Source organism: Puia sp. P3 (assembly GCF_050632245.1).
Lineage (GTDB): Bacteria > Bacteroidota > Bacteroidia > Chitinophagales > Chitinophagaceae > Puia.
The window spans coordinates 3,111,719-3,126,470 of the sequence record NZ_CP192583.1; the positions used below are offsets into that span (position 1 = coordinate 3,111,719).

General features: G+C 56.0%; 18 protein-coding genes and 4 pseudogenes. 19 read left to right on the forward strand and 3 right to left on the reverse strand.

All coding sequences use genetic code 11. The annotated features are described in order from the left end of the window. Positions 1–123 precede the first annotated feature (123 nt). On the reverse strand, positions 124–552 hold the full coding sequence (locus ACQ86N_RS18910; RefSeq protein ID WP_431216495.1) for a hypothetical protein: 429 nt from the start codon (positions 550–552) through the stop codon (positions 124–126). Between the two features lie 30 nt (positions 553–582). Further along, entirely contained in the window at positions 583–762 is a 180-nt protein-coding gene (locus ACQ86N_RS18915) for a hypothetical protein (protein ID WP_431216496.1), read from the reverse strand. Positions 763–775: 13 nt separating this feature from the next. Between ACQ86N_RS18915 and ACQ86N_RS18920 the strand changes: the two genes are divergently transcribed. From ACQ86N_RS18920 to ACQ86N_RS19010, 19 genes and pseudogenes are all read left to right on the forward strand, one after another. Next, a complete protein-coding gene (locus ACQ86N_RS18920; RefSeq protein WP_431216497.1) occupies positions 776–1,051 on the forward strand; it encodes a carbohydrate kinase family protein in 276 nt (91 codons plus the stop codon). Next, the gene (gene paaI, locus ACQ86N_RS18925) at positions 1,038–1,487 is read left to right on the forward strand and encodes a hydroxyphenylacetyl-CoA thioesterase PaaI (RefSeq protein ID WP_431216498.1); all 450 of its coding nucleotides are present in this window, start codon (positions 1,038–1,040) and stop codon (positions 1,485–1,487) included. The genes ACQ86N_RS18920 and paaI overlap by 14 nt, the downstream gene beginning before the upstream one ends. A gap of 194 nt (positions 1,488–1,681) precedes the next feature. Then, positions 1,682–1,960 carry a hypothetical protein gene (locus tag ACQ86N_RS18930; protein ID WP_431216499.1) on the forward strand — a complete coding sequence of 93 codons (279 nt, stop codon included), beginning with the start codon at positions 1,682–1,684 and terminating at the stop codon, positions 1,958–1,960. A 205-nt stretch (positions 1,961–2,165) separates the two neighbouring features. After that, positions 2,166–2,354, forward strand: a pseudogene (locus ACQ86N_RS18935) (TolC family protein); the annotation flags it as partial. Positions 2,355–2,408: 54 nt separating this feature from the next. Then, a complete protein-coding gene (locus ACQ86N_RS18940) occupies positions 2,409–3,083 on the forward strand; it encodes a TolC family protein (protein WP_431217480.1) in 675 nt (224 codons plus the stop codon). A 104-nt stretch (positions 3,084–3,187) separates the two neighbouring features. Further along, positions 3,188–4,381, forward strand: a complete 1,194-nt coding sequence (locus tag ACQ86N_RS18945) for an efflux RND transporter periplasmic adaptor subunit (RefSeq protein WP_431216500.1) — start codon at positions 3,188–3,190, stop codon at positions 4,379–4,381. 12 nt (positions 4,382–4,393) lie between these two features. Next, positions 4,394–5,323 (forward strand): efflux RND transporter permease subunit, encoded by a 930-nt coding sequence (locus ACQ86N_RS18950; RefSeq protein WP_431216501.1) that lies wholly within the window; start codon positions 4,394–4,396, stop codon positions 5,321–5,323. Continuing rightward, a pseudogene (locus ACQ86N_RS18955) lies at positions 5,316–5,381 on the forward strand (hypothetical protein); the annotation flags it as partial. The gene ACQ86N_RS18950 and the pseudogene ACQ86N_RS18955, both read left to right, overlap by 8 nt. A 79-nt stretch (positions 5,382–5,460) precedes the next feature. Then, a complete protein-coding gene (locus ACQ86N_RS18960; RefSeq protein ID WP_431216502.1) occupies positions 5,461–6,405 on the forward strand; it encodes an efflux RND transporter permease subunit in 945 nt (314 codons plus the stop codon). Further along, positions 6,354–7,496 (forward strand): efflux RND transporter permease subunit, encoded by a 1,143-nt coding sequence (locus ACQ86N_RS18965; RefSeq protein ID WP_431217481.1) that lies wholly within the window; start codon positions 6,354–6,356, stop codon positions 7,494–7,496. The genes ACQ86N_RS18960 and ACQ86N_RS18965 overlap by 52 nt, the downstream gene beginning before the upstream one ends. Further along, positions 7,442–7,684 carry a hypothetical protein gene (locus tag ACQ86N_RS18970; RefSeq protein ID WP_431216503.1) on the forward strand — a complete coding sequence of 81 codons (243 nt, stop codon included), beginning with the start codon at positions 7,442–7,444 and terminating at the stop codon, positions 7,682–7,684. The genes ACQ86N_RS18965 and ACQ86N_RS18970 overlap by 55 nt, the downstream gene beginning before the upstream one ends. After that, a complete protein-coding gene (locus ACQ86N_RS18975; RefSeq protein ID WP_431216504.1) occupies positions 7,681–8,379 on the forward strand; it encodes an efflux RND transporter permease subunit in 699 nt (232 codons plus the stop codon). Before ACQ86N_RS18970 ends, ACQ86N_RS18975 begins: the two co-directional genes overlap by 4 nt. A 20-nt stretch (positions 8,380–8,399) precedes the next feature. Beyond that, a pseudogene (locus ACQ86N_RS18980) lies at positions 8,400–8,678 on the forward strand (efflux RND transporter permease subunit); the annotation flags it as partial. A gap of 82 nt (positions 8,679–8,760) precedes the next feature. Beyond that, a pseudogene (locus tag ACQ86N_RS18985) lies at positions 8,761–8,985 on the forward strand (efflux RND transporter permease subunit); the annotation flags it as partial. Positions 8,986–9,082: 97 nt separating this feature from the next. Continuing rightward, on the forward strand, positions 9,083–10,957 hold the full coding sequence (locus tag ACQ86N_RS18990; RefSeq protein ID WP_431217482.1) for an efflux RND transporter permease subunit: 1,875 nt from the start codon (positions 9,083–9,085) through the stop codon (positions 10,955–10,957). A gap of 346 nt (positions 10,958–11,303) precedes the next feature. After that, positions 11,304–12,266 carry a hypothetical protein gene (locus ACQ86N_RS18995; protein ID WP_431216505.1) on the forward strand — a complete coding sequence of 321 codons (963 nt, stop codon included), beginning with the start codon at positions 11,304–11,306 and terminating at the stop codon, positions 12,264–12,266. Continuing rightward, positions 12,248–13,312, forward strand: coding sequence for a hypothetical protein (locus ACQ86N_RS19000; protein WP_431216506.1), 1,065 nt, complete (start codon positions 12,248–12,250; stop codon positions 13,310–13,312). The genes ACQ86N_RS18995 and ACQ86N_RS19000 overlap by 19 nt, the downstream gene beginning before the upstream one ends. 102 nt (positions 13,313–13,414) lie before the next feature. Beyond that, on the forward strand, positions 13,415–13,915 hold the full coding sequence (locus ACQ86N_RS19005; protein WP_431216507.1) for a hypothetical protein: 501 nt from the start codon (positions 13,415–13,417) through the stop codon (positions 13,913–13,915). Continuing rightward, positions 13,815–14,051 (forward strand): ATP-binding protein, encoded by a 237-nt coding sequence (locus ACQ86N_RS19010; protein WP_431217483.1) that lies wholly within the window; start codon positions 13,815–13,817, stop codon positions 14,049–14,051. The genes ACQ86N_RS19005 and ACQ86N_RS19010 overlap by 101 nt, the downstream gene beginning before the upstream one ends. Here ACQ86N_RS19010 and ACQ86N_RS19015 read toward each other — a convergent pair. Continuing rightward, on the reverse strand, positions 14,041–14,691 hold the full coding sequence (locus ACQ86N_RS19015; protein WP_431216508.1) for a response regulator: 651 nt from the start codon (positions 14,689–14,691) through the stop codon (positions 14,041–14,043). The genes ACQ86N_RS19010 and ACQ86N_RS19015 overlap by 11 nt on opposite strands. Between the last annotated feature and the right edge of the window lie 61 nt (positions 14,692–14,752).

Genomic DNA, 14,752 nt, shown 5'->3' on the forward strand with positions numbered 1-14,752 from the left:
CTTATTTTCCGCTGCGCCAAGGCATTTTTTAGCGGCCGTCACCCCCCGCACAATACAGGCCCCGCCTCTCCCGTTTTTGGAAAAAAAGCCGTAATTTTACAGAATGTTCACGAACAAAGGATGTTAATAAATTGTAAATCGGACATGCACAAATACGAAATCTGCTGCGTAGGACATATCACACTGGATAAAGTTGTAACACCCAGATCTACCGTACATATGGCCGGAGGCACGGCCTTCTACTTCTCGAATGCACTCTCGCGTATGGACGTACGCTACACACTGGTGACGGCGCTCGCCAACAGCGAGCTGCACTCCGTCGAAGAACTCCGCGAAAAAGGCATCGACGTCAAGGTCTATCCCAGCCGCCACACCGTCTATTTCGAGAACATCTACCCCGAGGACCAGGACCACCGGACACAAAGAGTATTGCAGGTCGCGGATCCCTTTACAGTCGACCAGCTCAACCCCGTCGACGCCCGCTACTACCACCTCGGCCCCCTGCTGGCCGGCGATATCCCCGTCGACGTCATCCGCACCCTCTCCCGCCACGGCAAAGTCTCCCTCGATGCCCAGGGCTACCTAAGGAAAGTGCAGCACCAAAACGTGCTGGCCATCGACTGGCCCGCTAAGAAAGAAGCCCTTCAGTACGTGAACGTTATAAAGGTTAATGAACATGAAATGGAAGTTCTGACCGGCCAGACCGACGTCCGGGAAGGCGCCTTCGTCCTGGCCGACTGGGGCGTAAAGCGAGCTGGTCATCACCCTTGGCAGCATGGGCTCCGTTATCTATACCGACCATACCTTCTATACTATACCCGCCTATGTCCCGACCACCTCCGTGGTCGACGCCACCGGCTGCGGCGATACCTATATGGCCGGCTACCTCTACCAGCGCGTAAAAGGAGCAGGCATCCAGGACTCGGGCGAATTTGCGGCAGCCATGGCTACCCTCAAGATCGAAGGCTCCGGTCCCTTTACCGGCACCAGAGACGAGGTTCTCTCCCTGCTCTCCAGCCGGAAAGATAAAGTCTATTATGGAGCAGCCTAAAGGGCCAACCCCAGACCCCAATACGACCGCCGATGCCATAAAGGCCATCCACACAATGATGGACAAGGACAGGTTCTCTAAATGGATGGGACTGGTCATCGACGAATGCGGCAGCGGCTATTGCCGGCTCCACTTCACCACCACCGAAGACATGCTCAATGGCTTTGGAATCGTCCACGGCGGTATCCTATTCTCGGCCGCAGACTCCGCCTTCGCCTTTGCCTGCAACAGCCACGGCCCCCTCACCGTCGCCCTCGACGCCAATATCCACTACGCACGCCCCGCCCGCACCGGAGAAGTCCTCACCGTCGAGGCCAAAGAGACCCACCTCGGCAACCGCACCGGCATCTACGAGGTCCGTACCACCAACGCAGAAGGCCAGCTGATCGCCCTTTTCAAAGGCACCTCCTACCGCACCTCCCGGGACCTGCAGTGACAGCGTGAACCGCGAAACCACCCGCAACGCCGAACCCCTGAACCCCAGGGTTCAAAATAACTCCAACTTCTTATTTAATAGCATTTTAATTCATAGAATTACCAAAAAGGCAATCTTTGCTGTTCTCTCTCCGACCTGACCTCGCCTGACCTATCGATCGACACACCATCATATTGTAAATCTTACGAATCGATATGCACAACATCTCAGTGGTCGCCTGTCTTAGACATCCCGTACTCGCATTTGGCCTGATATGTATATCGATTGCTGCCACCGCCCAAAGGGCCAACGCTCCAACCACCCAACCAGCCAACCGGCCGGATACCGCGCTGTCCCTCGACCAGTGCATCGCCTATGCCCTGAAGAACCAACCAACGGTCAACCAGGCACAGATCAGCGTCGCCATCGCCCACGCCAACAACAAGATCAATACGGCCGGATGGCTCCCCAGGCAGGCATCTCGGGCAACCTGACCCACTACCTATCTCTCCCCACCAACTTCATAAAAAACGCCAACACCGGCACAGTCACCCAGCAAAAGACCGGCGTCGTGAATACCTTCACCCCCGTCTTCTCCGTGACCCAGACCATCTTCAACCCCGCCCTGCTCTACGCCGCAAAGGACGCCCCCTATATATCAAACAGGCCGAACAGATCAGGGACAGCACGAAGATCGATATCGTCGCCGCCGTCAGCAAGAGCTTCTATGGCCTCCTCCTCACACTCGAACAGATCAGCGTCCTCAAAGAAGATACCTCCCGCCTCGCCAGGACTGTCAATGACACCTATCACCAATACTTCGGCGGAATCGTCGACGAGACCGACTACGACCAGGCCGTCATCAGCCTCAACAATTCCAAAGCGCAATTAAAACAGGCAACTGAAAGCGTCACCCCACAATACGCCCAGCTCAAGCAAGTGATGGGCTTTCCCCCGGCGCAACAGTTCAACGTCCTCTACGATACCGCACAGATGAAGAACGATATCGCCTTCGACACGACCCAGAACCTTCAGTACGAAAAACGCATCGAGTTCCAGGTACTACAGTCCTCCAAATCCATCCAGCACCAACTGATCGGCTACTACCGGAAAGCCTGGCTGCCCACGGTCGGCGCCTTCTTCGACTACAACTATACGTTTCAGAACAATTCCTTCGGCAGCCTTTTCTCCCATTCCTATCCCTATTCTTACGTAGGCCTTTCACTCAGTCTGCCCATCTTCACCGGTTTTGCCCGTACACAGAACATCCGCAAGGCCGAGCTCCAGTACGACCTGCTCGACTGGCAGGAAGCCGGCCTGAAGTCAGAAATATATGCTGAATACACCAACGCACTGGCCACCTACAAAAGCAACCTCTACAATCTTAGCTCCACCCACGAGAATTCGGTCCTCGCCCGGAAAGTATTCGATATCGTCACCCTGCAGTATCAGCAGGGTACCGTCCCGTATCTCAACGTGATCACCGCCGAATCGAACCTCATCACGGCCGAACTCGGCTACCAGAACGCACTCTTCCAGGTGCTGGCCAGCAAGATCGACCTGGAAAGATCGATGGGCGTCATCACCGTCAACGGCACCGTCAATAGACAAAATTGATTGGGCGGACCACGGGTCCGCCGGCCGAAGGCCCATCATTAGCCGTGCACCGGGGATGGGTTACTTTGGAATAAAACACATCACCGGTGCACAAAAATAATACTATGAGCAGACTGGTCTTGTCCCTGGTTTTCATCATCAGCCTCGCGCTTTTCTCCTGCCAGCAGAAGCCGCCGGCTCCCAATCCCCCCACCCCCGTCAACCTGTCCACGGTCAACAGCAAGTCCGTGCTGTACTACGACAAGTATCCCGCCACCACCCAGGCGCTTAGCCAGGTAGACCTGCACGCACAGGTCACGGGATATATCACCGCTATCTATTTTACGGAGGGCACCCACGTCCATAAGGGACAAAAATTATACGCCATTGACGAACGCCTCTACCAGGCCGCCTATGACCAGGCCGCCGCCAACGTCAAGGTCGCGGAAGGCAACCAGGTCCAGGCCCAGCAGGACGCCGACCGCTATCAATACCTGATCCAGCACAACGCCGTGGCCAAACAAACCCTCGACCACGCCGTGATCGCGCTGCAGAACGCAAAGAACCAGGTCGCCGCCGCCGAACAGGCCCTCAAGACCGCGGCTACCAATCTTACCTATAGCCTCATCACCGCCCCCTTCGACGGTACCATCGGCTTCAGCCAGGTAAAGCTCGGCAACCTCGTCAACTCCGGCAGCACGCTGCTCAACACGATCTCGACCGACAACCCCATGGCCGTCGACTTCCTCGTCAACGAAGCGCAGCTCAGCCAGTTCAAAGACCTGCAGTCAAAGACACAGCATAAAATAGATTCATTGTTCACGATCGACCTGCCCAGCCACGCCGTTTACTCACAGCCGGGCCAACTGTCGGTGATCGACCGCGCCGTCGATCCCCAGACGGGAACCATCCGCATCCGCCTCGTATTCCCCAATAACACACAGGAACTGCGCGCCGGCATGAGCTGCGTGGTCCGCGTCCACAACCAGGAGCAGACACCACAGATCGTCATCCCCTCCCGCGCCATCGTCGAGCAGATGGGCGAATATTTTGTCTATATCGCCAAAGACACGATCATCCACCGCGGCGGCCCGGACTCCGCGGCTAAGGCCGAACCTGACACCTCGAATGGCCCGCACCTCGCCGCTATCCAGGTAAGAGTGGAAACCGGCGAGACCATCGGCCCCAACACGATCATCAAATCCGGCCTCAACGACGGCGACCGCATCATCGTAGACGGCATCCAGACCCTGCACGACGGTTCTCCGATCACTACCGCCAACAGACAAGGACCCGCAGCAGGTGGACGCGGACGCTAAAATAACTTCTTTATGATCGCAAATACTTTCATCAAACGGCCGGTCACCGCAATCGTGATCTCCATCGTACTCGTGCTCACCGGTACGATCTGTATCTTCGTCCTGCCCATCGACCAGTACCCGGATATCACCCCGCCGATCGTCCAGGTCACAGGACAATTCACCGGCGCCGACGCACAAACTGTCGAACAGACCGTGGCCACCCCCATCGAACAACAGGTCAACGGTACGCCCGGCATGGAATACATGCAGAGCAACAGCACCAACAACGGCCTGATGACGATGAACGTCACGTTCAATATTGGCACAAATATCGACGTCGCCGCTCTCGACGTACAGAACCGCGTCAGCATCGCCACACCCCTGCTGCCCGCAGTCGCCAGCCGCCTCGGCATCACTGTACGCGCCGTCAACCCCAGCATGCTGATGATGGTCGCGATCTACGCGCCCCGCGGCACGCACAATATCACCTTCCTCGACAACTACGCCAATATCTTCGTCCAGGACGCGCTGCTCCGCGTACCCGGCGTCGGCACCATCACCCGCTTCACCGACGATTTCAGCATGCGCATCTGGATGAACCCGCAGAAGATGGCCTCCTATAGCCTCACACCACAGGACGTCATCAACGCGCTCAACGCCCAGAACGTCCAGGTAGCGGCCGGTTCGGCGGGCGTACCACCGCAGAGCAAAGCTCAGACCTTCGAGATCGGGATCCTCGTCAACGGCCGCCTGAGCAAGGTCAAAGAATTCGAGAACATCATCGTCAAGACCCTCCCCGCCACTGGCGAACTCGTCTACCTCAGGGACATAGCCCGCGTCGAACTCGGGAAATTCACCTTCTCCAGCAATTCCTTCGTCGACGGACAGCGCGCCTCCTATCTCCAAATTTACCAGTGCGCCCGGCAGCAACGCCCTGCGCACGGCCGAAGGCATCTATAAAGAACTCGCCCAACTGCGGCAGTTCTTCCCCGCCGACGTGGAATACAAAGTACCCTTCGAATCGGTGACCGTGGTCAAGACTTCCATGGCCGACGTGGTCAATACCCTTCTGATGACGCTCGGCACTGGTAGCCATCGTGGTCTTCCTCTTCCTCCAGAACCTAAGGTCTACCCTGATCCCCGTGCTGGCCATCCCCGTATCGATATTCGGCACCTTCTGTTTCTTCATCCCCCTCGGATTTACGATCAACACGCTCACGATGTTCGGCTTCGTCCTGGCCATCGGTATCGTCGTGGACGACGCCATTATCGTCGTGGAAGCGGTGCAGCACTATATCGACCACGAAAAGATGTCGCCGAAAGAAGCCACCTACTACGCGATGAAGGACATCTCCGCACCCGTAGTGGCGATCGCCCTGATCCTGGCCGCGGTATTCGTCCCCGTCGGCTTCATCCCCGGCATCGTAGGCCGGCTCTACCAGCAGTTCGCCATCACCATCGCCATTTCGGTAATTATATCGGCGTTTATAGCTCTGTCCCTGACACCCGCACTCTGCAGCCTCCTCCTCAAACCCTCCAAGCCAAAAGAGCAGGCAAAAGGCCTCGACCGCTGGTTCATCAACTTCAACGAATGGTTCCAGCGCGTCACCGAACGCTATTCCACAGGTGTGCAAAAAAGCATCAAAGCGTCGCGCCTCATCCTGATCCTGCTGATTGGCGTCTGCGTCGGTGCCTACTTCCTCTTCCGGAACAAACCCTCCGGCTTTATCCCCTCGGAAGACGACGGGAATATCTACGTCACCTACCAGCTCGCCGCCGGCCTCCTCGACCTCCGCATCTGTAGCGCTCATGCAGCGCCTGATGGACGTGGTATCGAAAACGCCCGGCGTCGCGCACTATGCCGCCCTTTCGGGACTCAACGTCATCACCAACGCCACCAACTCCAACTGCGGTACCATCTATTGCCAGCTGAAACCACTGGGATGAACGCAACGGCAACGACGAAAAAGTCCCCCGCATCCTCGACATCATCCAGCAGCGCGTCGCCGACGCAGGCATCCGCAACGCCAACGTCGAAGTGATACAGCCCTCCCCCATCCCCGGCATCGGCGCGGGCGTCGGCTTCAGCTTCCAGATCGAACAGCGCAGCACCAACGACAACCTCCAGGCCTTCGAGAACACGGTACAGAAATTCATCACCGAGGTGAAGAAAAACCCGGCTATCGGCAACGCGTATACCTTCTACTCCGCGAAAACACCCGGATATAGCCTGACCGTAGACCGCGATAAATGCGAAAAGCTCGGCGTCAACATCGCCGACGTCTTCACCACCATACAGGCGTTCATGGGAAGTCTATACATCAACGACTTCACCACGTACAACCGCACCTTCCACGTCGTGGTGCAGGCGGATACCGCCTTCCGCAGCATGATCTCTGATATGGACAAGTATTATGTGAGGAACCAGGCGGGGCAGATGCTGCCGCTCGGCACGCTGATCAGCTACAGGCCGACGGAAACTGCCCCCCTTATCTCCCATTTCAATATCTTCCGCTCCGCAGAGGTGGACGGCGCTCCCGCTCCCGGCCACAGCAGCACGGAGGTCCTGAAGGTCATCCAGGAGACGGCGGCGAAAGTACTGCCCGACGGCTACACCTACGAGTTCTCCGGACTCAGCTACGAGGAGGTCAGGGCCGGATCGACAACCGCATACATCTTCCTGTTCTCGATCACCTTCGTATTCCTGTTTCTGGCAGCCCTGTACGAATCCTGGTCGGTGCCCTTCTCCGTCCTCCTCGCCGTACCCATCGGCGCCTTCGGCGCGATCCTGACGCTTTTCTTCGTTCCCAGCCTCACCAATAACGTCTATGCACAGATCGGCCTGATCACGCTGATCGGTCTCGCTGCAAAGAACGCCATCCTGATCGTCGAATTCGCAAAGGTGCGCGTCGACCGGGGCGAAGAACTGATCAAGTCCACGCTCGAGGCCGTCAGCCTCCGTCTCCGTCCCATCGTCATGACCTCTCTGGCCTTTATCCTCGGCGTGCTGCCGCTGGTCTTCGCATCGGGAGCAGGCGCCGTCGCGCGACGCACCATCGGCTTTACGGTACTGGGGGTATGCTGGCCGCGTCGACGCTGGCTATCTTTATCGTGCCCGTACTCTTCGTACTGATCACCAAAGCCAGCTACGGCCGGAAGAAGCTGGAATACCTCCGGACGCACCACGAAAGCCTGATGGAAAAAGCCAAAAAAGTAGAACAGCAGAATATCGATCCCGAACTGGAATTCGAAATACAAAAATCGCGTGACCTGCACGGTATGGATCCGATGGGCGGTCCCGCACAACCCGTTCAAGGATGATCGCCAATACGTTCATAAAAAGGCCGGTAACGGCTATCGTCATATCCATCGTTCTCGCCATTTCCGGCGTGATCTGCATCTTCAATCTGGCCGTCGACCAGTACCCGGACATCTCTCCGCCCAATGTCTCCGTCTCCGGCAGCTTCACCGGCGCCGACGCAGAAACGGTCGAGCAGACCGTGGCCATCCCCATCGAGGAGCAGGTCAACGGCTCACCCGGCATGGAATACATGCAGAGCACCAGCACCAACACGGGGAGCATGAACGTCCGCGTGACCTTCGGCATCGGGACCAACGTCCATATCGCCGCACTCAACGTACAGAACCGCGTCGGCATCGCCACACCACTCCTCCCTTCAGTCGTGTCCAAGCTCGGGCTCACCGTCCGCGCCCGCAACCCCGACATGCTGATGATGGTCGGCATCTACGCGCCAAAACGAACGCACAACATCACCTTCCTTGACAACTACACCAACGTCTTCGTCCAGGACGCCCTCCTCCGCGTCCCCGGCGTGGGCGATATCTCCGCGCGTACGGACCAGTTCAGTATGCGCGTCTGGCTGAACCCCGATAAAATGGCGGCCTACCGCCTGATGCCGAAGGACGTCATCGCGTCCCTTCAGGCGCAGAACGTTTATGTCGCCGCGGGTTCCGTAGGCGCCCCCCACAGAAAGGCGACCAGTCCTATGAGCTGAGCGTACTCCCCAACGGGCAATTGCAAAAAGCGTCCGACTATGAGAAGGTGGTGGTCAAAACGCTTCCCGACAGCGGACAACGGGGCGGCCGGCTCGTATACCTGAAGGACGTCGGCAGGGTCGAGCTCGGAAAGTTCACGTTCTCCGGCAACTCCTTTATCGACGGCAACCGGGCTTCGTTTCTCATGATCTACCAGGCTCCGGGCAGCAACGCACTGCAGACGGCCGAGAACGTCTATGCCGAGCTGGAAAGACTCAAGAAGTTCTTCCCCCCGGACGTAGACTACAAAGTGCCGTTTGAATCCGTCACCATCATCAACGTGTCCATACACGAGGTGCTGATGACCCTTTTGCAGGCGCTGGGCACTGGTGGCGCTGGTCGTGCTGCTCTTCCTGCAGAGCCTCCGGTCGACCATCATCCCCGTATTGGCGATCCCGGTCAGCATACTCGGCACCTTCTGTTTCTTCATCCCCCTTGGCTTTACGATCAATACCCTGACGCTGTTCGGGTTCGTACTGGCGATCGGTATCGTGGTCGACGATGCGATCATCGTGGTGGAGGCGGTACAACACTACATCGACGAGAAACATATGTCCCCGAAGGAGGCGACCTACCACGCAATGAAGGAGATCTCCGCGCCCGTTGTGGCGATAGCGCTGATCCTCGGCCGCCGTCTTCGTCCCCGTTGGCTTCATCCCCGGCATCGTCGGGCGCCTCTACCAGCAGTTTGCGATCACGATCGCCATCTCCGTGGTGCTCTCGGCCTTTATCGCGCTGTCGCTGACGCCGGCACTCTGTACCCTCCTGCTGCGGCCATCGCACCTGAAGAAATCGAATATCCTCGACCGCTTCTTCCTCGGATTCAACCGCGGCTTCGATAAATTCACGGGCGGCTACGCCAACGCGGTCCGCCGCTGGATCAAAGGCTCACACTACGCAGTCATACTATTGCTATGCGTCTGCGTCGGAGCAGTCATTATGTTCAAAAAGAAACCAAGCGGCTTTATTCCGGCCGAAGACGACGGCCGCCTGTATATCACCTATCAGCTGCCCGAGGCCTCTTCGGTCACACAGTCGGTGGAACTCATGAACAAATTGATGGATATCGTAGGAAAGACACCCGGCGTCAACCACTTCGCCGCACTGTCGGGCTTTAATATCCTCAACGGCGGCGCCAACTCCAACAACGGCACCATGTTCGTCATGCTCAAACCCTGGGAGGAAAGAAAGACGCCAGGCGAGAAACTGCCCGGCCTGCTCAACGTCATCCGCGAACGGATAGCCAGGGCCGCCATCAAGAACGCCAATATCGTCGTCATCCCGCCTCCACCCATCCGGGGCATCGGCGTAGCCGGCGGATTCAGCATGCAGATCCAGCAGGGCAACACCAACGACGACGTCCACCAGTTCGAGAACGTCGTAAAGAAATTCGTGGCCGCCTGCAAAAAGAACCCGGCCATCAATACCGCCTTCAGCTACTACGGAGCCCATACACCCAGCTACCTCCTGACCGTCGACCGCGATAAATGTCAAAAACTCGGGGTCAGCATTTCCGACGTCTTCAACACCATGCAGGCCTATATGGGCAGCCTTTTCGTCAACAATTTCACTTTATATAACCGGACATTCCACGTTGTGGTACAGGCGGATACCGTTTTCAGATCGATGATCGGCAATATGGACAAATACTATGTCCGCAACCAGGACAGCACCATGCTCCCGCTGAGCTCACTCATACAGTACAAGCCGATCGAGACCGCCCCCCTGATCACCCATTTCAATATCTTCCGGTCGGCAGAAGTGGACGGCAACACCCCGTCCGGCTACAGCTCGGGCCAGAGTATCGACGCCCTCCGGGCTACAGCCGCAAAAGTCCTCCCGCAGGGCTATACCTACGAGTTCTCCGGACTCAGCTACGAGGAGATCAGGGCAGGGTCGATGACCGTCTATATCTTCTCCTTCTCCATCGTCTTCGTATTCCTGTTCCTCGCAGCCCTCTACGAGAGCTGGTCCGTCCCCTTCTCGGTATTGCTGGCAGTCCCCATCAGCGCCTTCGGCGCCATCCTTACCCTGACGCTGATACCGCCGCTGACCAACAATGTCTATGCGCAGATCGGACTGATCACGCTGATCGGACTGTCGGCCAAGAACGCCATCCTCATCGTCGAGTTCGCCAAGATCCGCGTCGACCGCGGCGAGCCGCTCCTCCAGTCCACCCTGGAAGCCGTGCGGCTCCGGCTGCGGCCCATTATCATGACCTCCCCGGCGTTTATCCTCGGCGTAATGCCGCTCGTGCTGGCCTCCGGCGCCGGGGCCGTGGCGCGCAAGACGATCGGCTTCACGGTACTGGGCGGAATGATCGCCTCGTCGTCTCTGGCCATATTTATCGTACCCGTCCTCTTCGTCCTGTTCACCAAATGGTCCTACGGCAAAAAGCAGCTGGCCTGGCTCCAGGAGCACCACGCCGAACTGATGGAGAAACAGTCGAAGGTAGAGGCCCAGAATATCGATCCCGAGCTGGAATATGACATCGAACAGGCCCGCCAGGAAAATATAGCCAGCCGCGAGAATTTGTAGTAAATTTACTACAGCGAAACTCCGCCTGGCTTATGGGGCTCAGATTATCCTTACTATTCTATTTTTTGGAATAGGCATCGGGTGGGCGCGCGCCCAGGACAGCGAGGAAGACCTCTCCCTCTCTGACAGGGATAATTATGATATCCGCCAGTACAACAGCGAGCGCGGGCTGCCCCAAAACAGCGCAACGGGCCTGTTACTCGACAAAAATAATTTCCTTTGGATCACCACACAGAATGGCCTGGTAAGATTTGACGGCCGCCAGCTCAGGATCTACGACAATTCAAATACGCCGGCCATACGCTCCAACCGGTTTTCGGTCATCGCCGAAAGCTCACAGCGCGAAGTGCTGCTGCGCTCCTCTTTCGACCCGGCGGAAATTTACAAGGTCGCGCCGGACTATACGGTAGTGACCGACACACAGCGTTCGCGGATCGCCCGCAAATTCCTCCACGTCAATTCAGCCGGCATTTTTGACTGTACTCCGTTATTCAACTACTATGTCAAGCCCCGGAATGGCGTCGACACCCCGTTTCTCAACCGTCTGTGTTCATCCGAGACGTTCGTGATCATGAACGACAATGAAGTTGCCGTCCGGGACAACGGGAACACATGGTACTACCTGAACAACAGTACCGCGGCCGTAAATAAATTACCGGTCGTTCCTGGCGCGGAGACCACACATTTCTTTACCCTGAATGGGATCCTCTGCATTTTCTCCGAAAAAGGGGAATGGCAGTTCTTTGAACACGGAAAAGAGACCGGCCGCCGGGTAGACAAGACCGTCCCGGCCCTGATCGGCAAGGCCAGACCCTGGCTCAAACCGATGCTCGGTCCAGGCAACGATCAGGTGCTGGTGCGCGCCGGTAATGAAATTTATGAGTTGTATTTCCGCAATGGCGAGCTGGCCACCCGACCCATTTTTCAACACCTGAAAGTGCTGGACCAATTGATCGCGACCTCTTTCTTGTTCGACAGGGAGAACCGGCGGCTGTTTATCGCAACCCTTACCAGCGGATTCATCATCGTCACCAAAAAAACATTCCGGACGATAACCTTCACCTCCCCGATCGTCTCAACAACGCTTTCAAAGCCATCCTCCTGCTTCCCAATGACAGGATCCTTACACAGAACGGGATCCTGGATAGGAACGACCGGAACGATATTCTGTTTAAAGAAGAACTCAGACCCGACGGCAACTGCTTTTATAAGGCAAGGGACAAATCCATCTGGTTTTGCAGGGAGAAACGCCTGCACATCTATGACAGCAATTTTTCGAAAGAACTATCCGTGGACAGCCTTCTGCTAGACTCGTATATCGGCTGCATCACTGAGGACAACAGCCGAACGATATGGGTCAGCACGCTCACTTCCCTGCTAAAGGTAAAGGACGGCAGGATGCAGTACGTCATCAGGCGTCACCCGCTGTTCGTCACGCACAATATCGAATCGATCGCGGAAGTTGCCCCGGGGTTGCTATGGATCGCTTCCCGGGATGGCATATACGCCTTTGATATAGCCAGCAATAGTCTCAACCCGCAACCCCTCCTGCCCCACGTATACGCCCGGAATATTTATAAGGCGAAAGACAATAGCATCTGGGTGGCTACCTACGGAAACGGGTTTTATACCTACAGGGAAGGAAAATTCATTGCCTTTCCGATGGACTCCCGGAATTACCTGTCCGCCGCCCATACCTTTCTGGAGGACGATAACGGTTTTTTCTGGATCGATACCAACCATGGACTGTTCAGGACCAGGATGACGGACCTCGACGAATTCGCGGCCGACAAAAAGTACGCCCCATACTATTATTATATCGACAGGACATCCGGATTCAACACCAACGAATTCAACGGCGGGTGTAACCCTGCGTCACAGAAGGACGACAAAGGCAATTTTTACCTGCCTTCCCTCGCCGGCGTCGTAGCCTTCAATCCCGCCAGGGTGGACCCCGAGATGCCCGACAGCGAAATTTTTGTGGACAACCTCTACGTCGATTCGGCCAGGATCGACCACAAAACAGCCTTTGCCATCAAGCCCGATTTTCAGCAGATCACCGTCGACATTACCACGCCGTTCTATGGACTGGAAGAAAATCTGAAACTGGAATATTCACTCGACTCCGCGGGAGGAAAATGGTATCCCGTCAACAGGGATGGCCGAATCACGATCCACCGGCTGCCGCACGGGAAATATGCACTTGCCGTCAGAAAGAACAACGGCAGCGCAAAGGATCGCTTTACCCATATGAATATTGCCTTCGAAGTGCGGCCCCACTGGTACAATTCCTGGCTTTTTATGCCCTGCTGGCCCTCGCCGCAGGCACCCTGCTGTTCTTCCTGTACCGGCTAAGGACCAGACTGCTACTACAGCAGAATCTGCGGCTGCAAAAAAGTCGACGATCGCACTGCCGAGCTGGAGAAAAGCACGGTCATAAAGGAACGCCTGCTTTCCGTGATCATGCACGACATGCGCTCTCCCTTGTTCTCACAGGCCCTGCTGATCGACCATCTGCAGAGGAACTATCACAAATTCAGCGCTAACGAACTAAACGATCTCTTTTTTCTGTTAAAAGATTCCAGCGACAGGATCTGCCAGTTCAGCACCGATTTTCTCATCTGGTATGACAGCCAGCGCAACGGATTCTCGCTCAGACACGAAGACCTGAACCTGGCCGATTTCATAGATGAGACCACCCTTCTGTACAGGGACATAGCGCTCAGAAAAGGACTCTACTTTATTCAGGAAATTCCTTCCGGTCTCGGCCTGGTCTCAGACAGGAATATACTCCGCCATCGTCATCCGCAACCTCGTCGACAATGCCGTCAAATACACCGGCTCCGGAGGCGTCGGCATCAGTGCGAGCAGGGAAGACGGACATATTCAGATCATCGTGCGGGATACCGGTCAGGGAATGTCTCCCGTAAAGATTGCGGAGATAACATCTGTCAATGAAAAAGCCGCCGGCGGAACAGCCTCCAATTTTGGGTACCGGTTTATTATGGAATTGACCAGGAAATTAGACGGTGTTGTGAATATCCATTCGGCGCCTGCGGCAGGCACCACCGTTGTAGTGCGCTTTAGAGCCTGAAGATCTCCAGCTGATACATTTTGGCCAGCTCGCCCAGTTCGCGAAGCGTCTTCACTTTCAGCTTTTCGAATATCCTTGTCTTATACGTCCCGACCGTCGAGGAATGGACGTTCAGTATCTTTCTTATTTCCAGCGGAGAGTAGCCATGCAGCAGATACTTGACGGTCTGGATCTCCCTGTCCGAAAGCGTATCGAACGGATTGTCCGTTCCTTTTTTCGACTGCCCCTCCTCGTTGAGCTCTTTCTTTACCTTCCTGCTGACATAAATATCTCCGTTCAGCACCAAAGTGATCGCCTTTCTTATTTCGTCGGACTTCGCTTCTTTATTGAGATAGCCGAGCACGCCCATCTTGATATACCTTTTCGCGTACAGGTCTTCCGAGTTCATGGTATAGATAAGGATCTTGCTTTGCGCCCTGTATGCAAACAGATTGCCCACCAGGGTGATAGCATCGGTATCGGGCATGTTGATGTCCAGGACGATCAGCTCATAGTCGTTCTTTTTCACGCAGGAGATAACCTCATCGCCGTTGGAGGCTTCATCGACACTCGTCATAGGGAAAAGGTCCTGAATGATCAGCCGGATGCCCGATCTGACGATGGTATGGTCGTCGGCTATAAGTACTCTGTTTGTTTCCATTCAAAAACGATTTTTGACCGTGGGGAAAAGGGATCTTAAAATTACTGATTTTTTTAATATT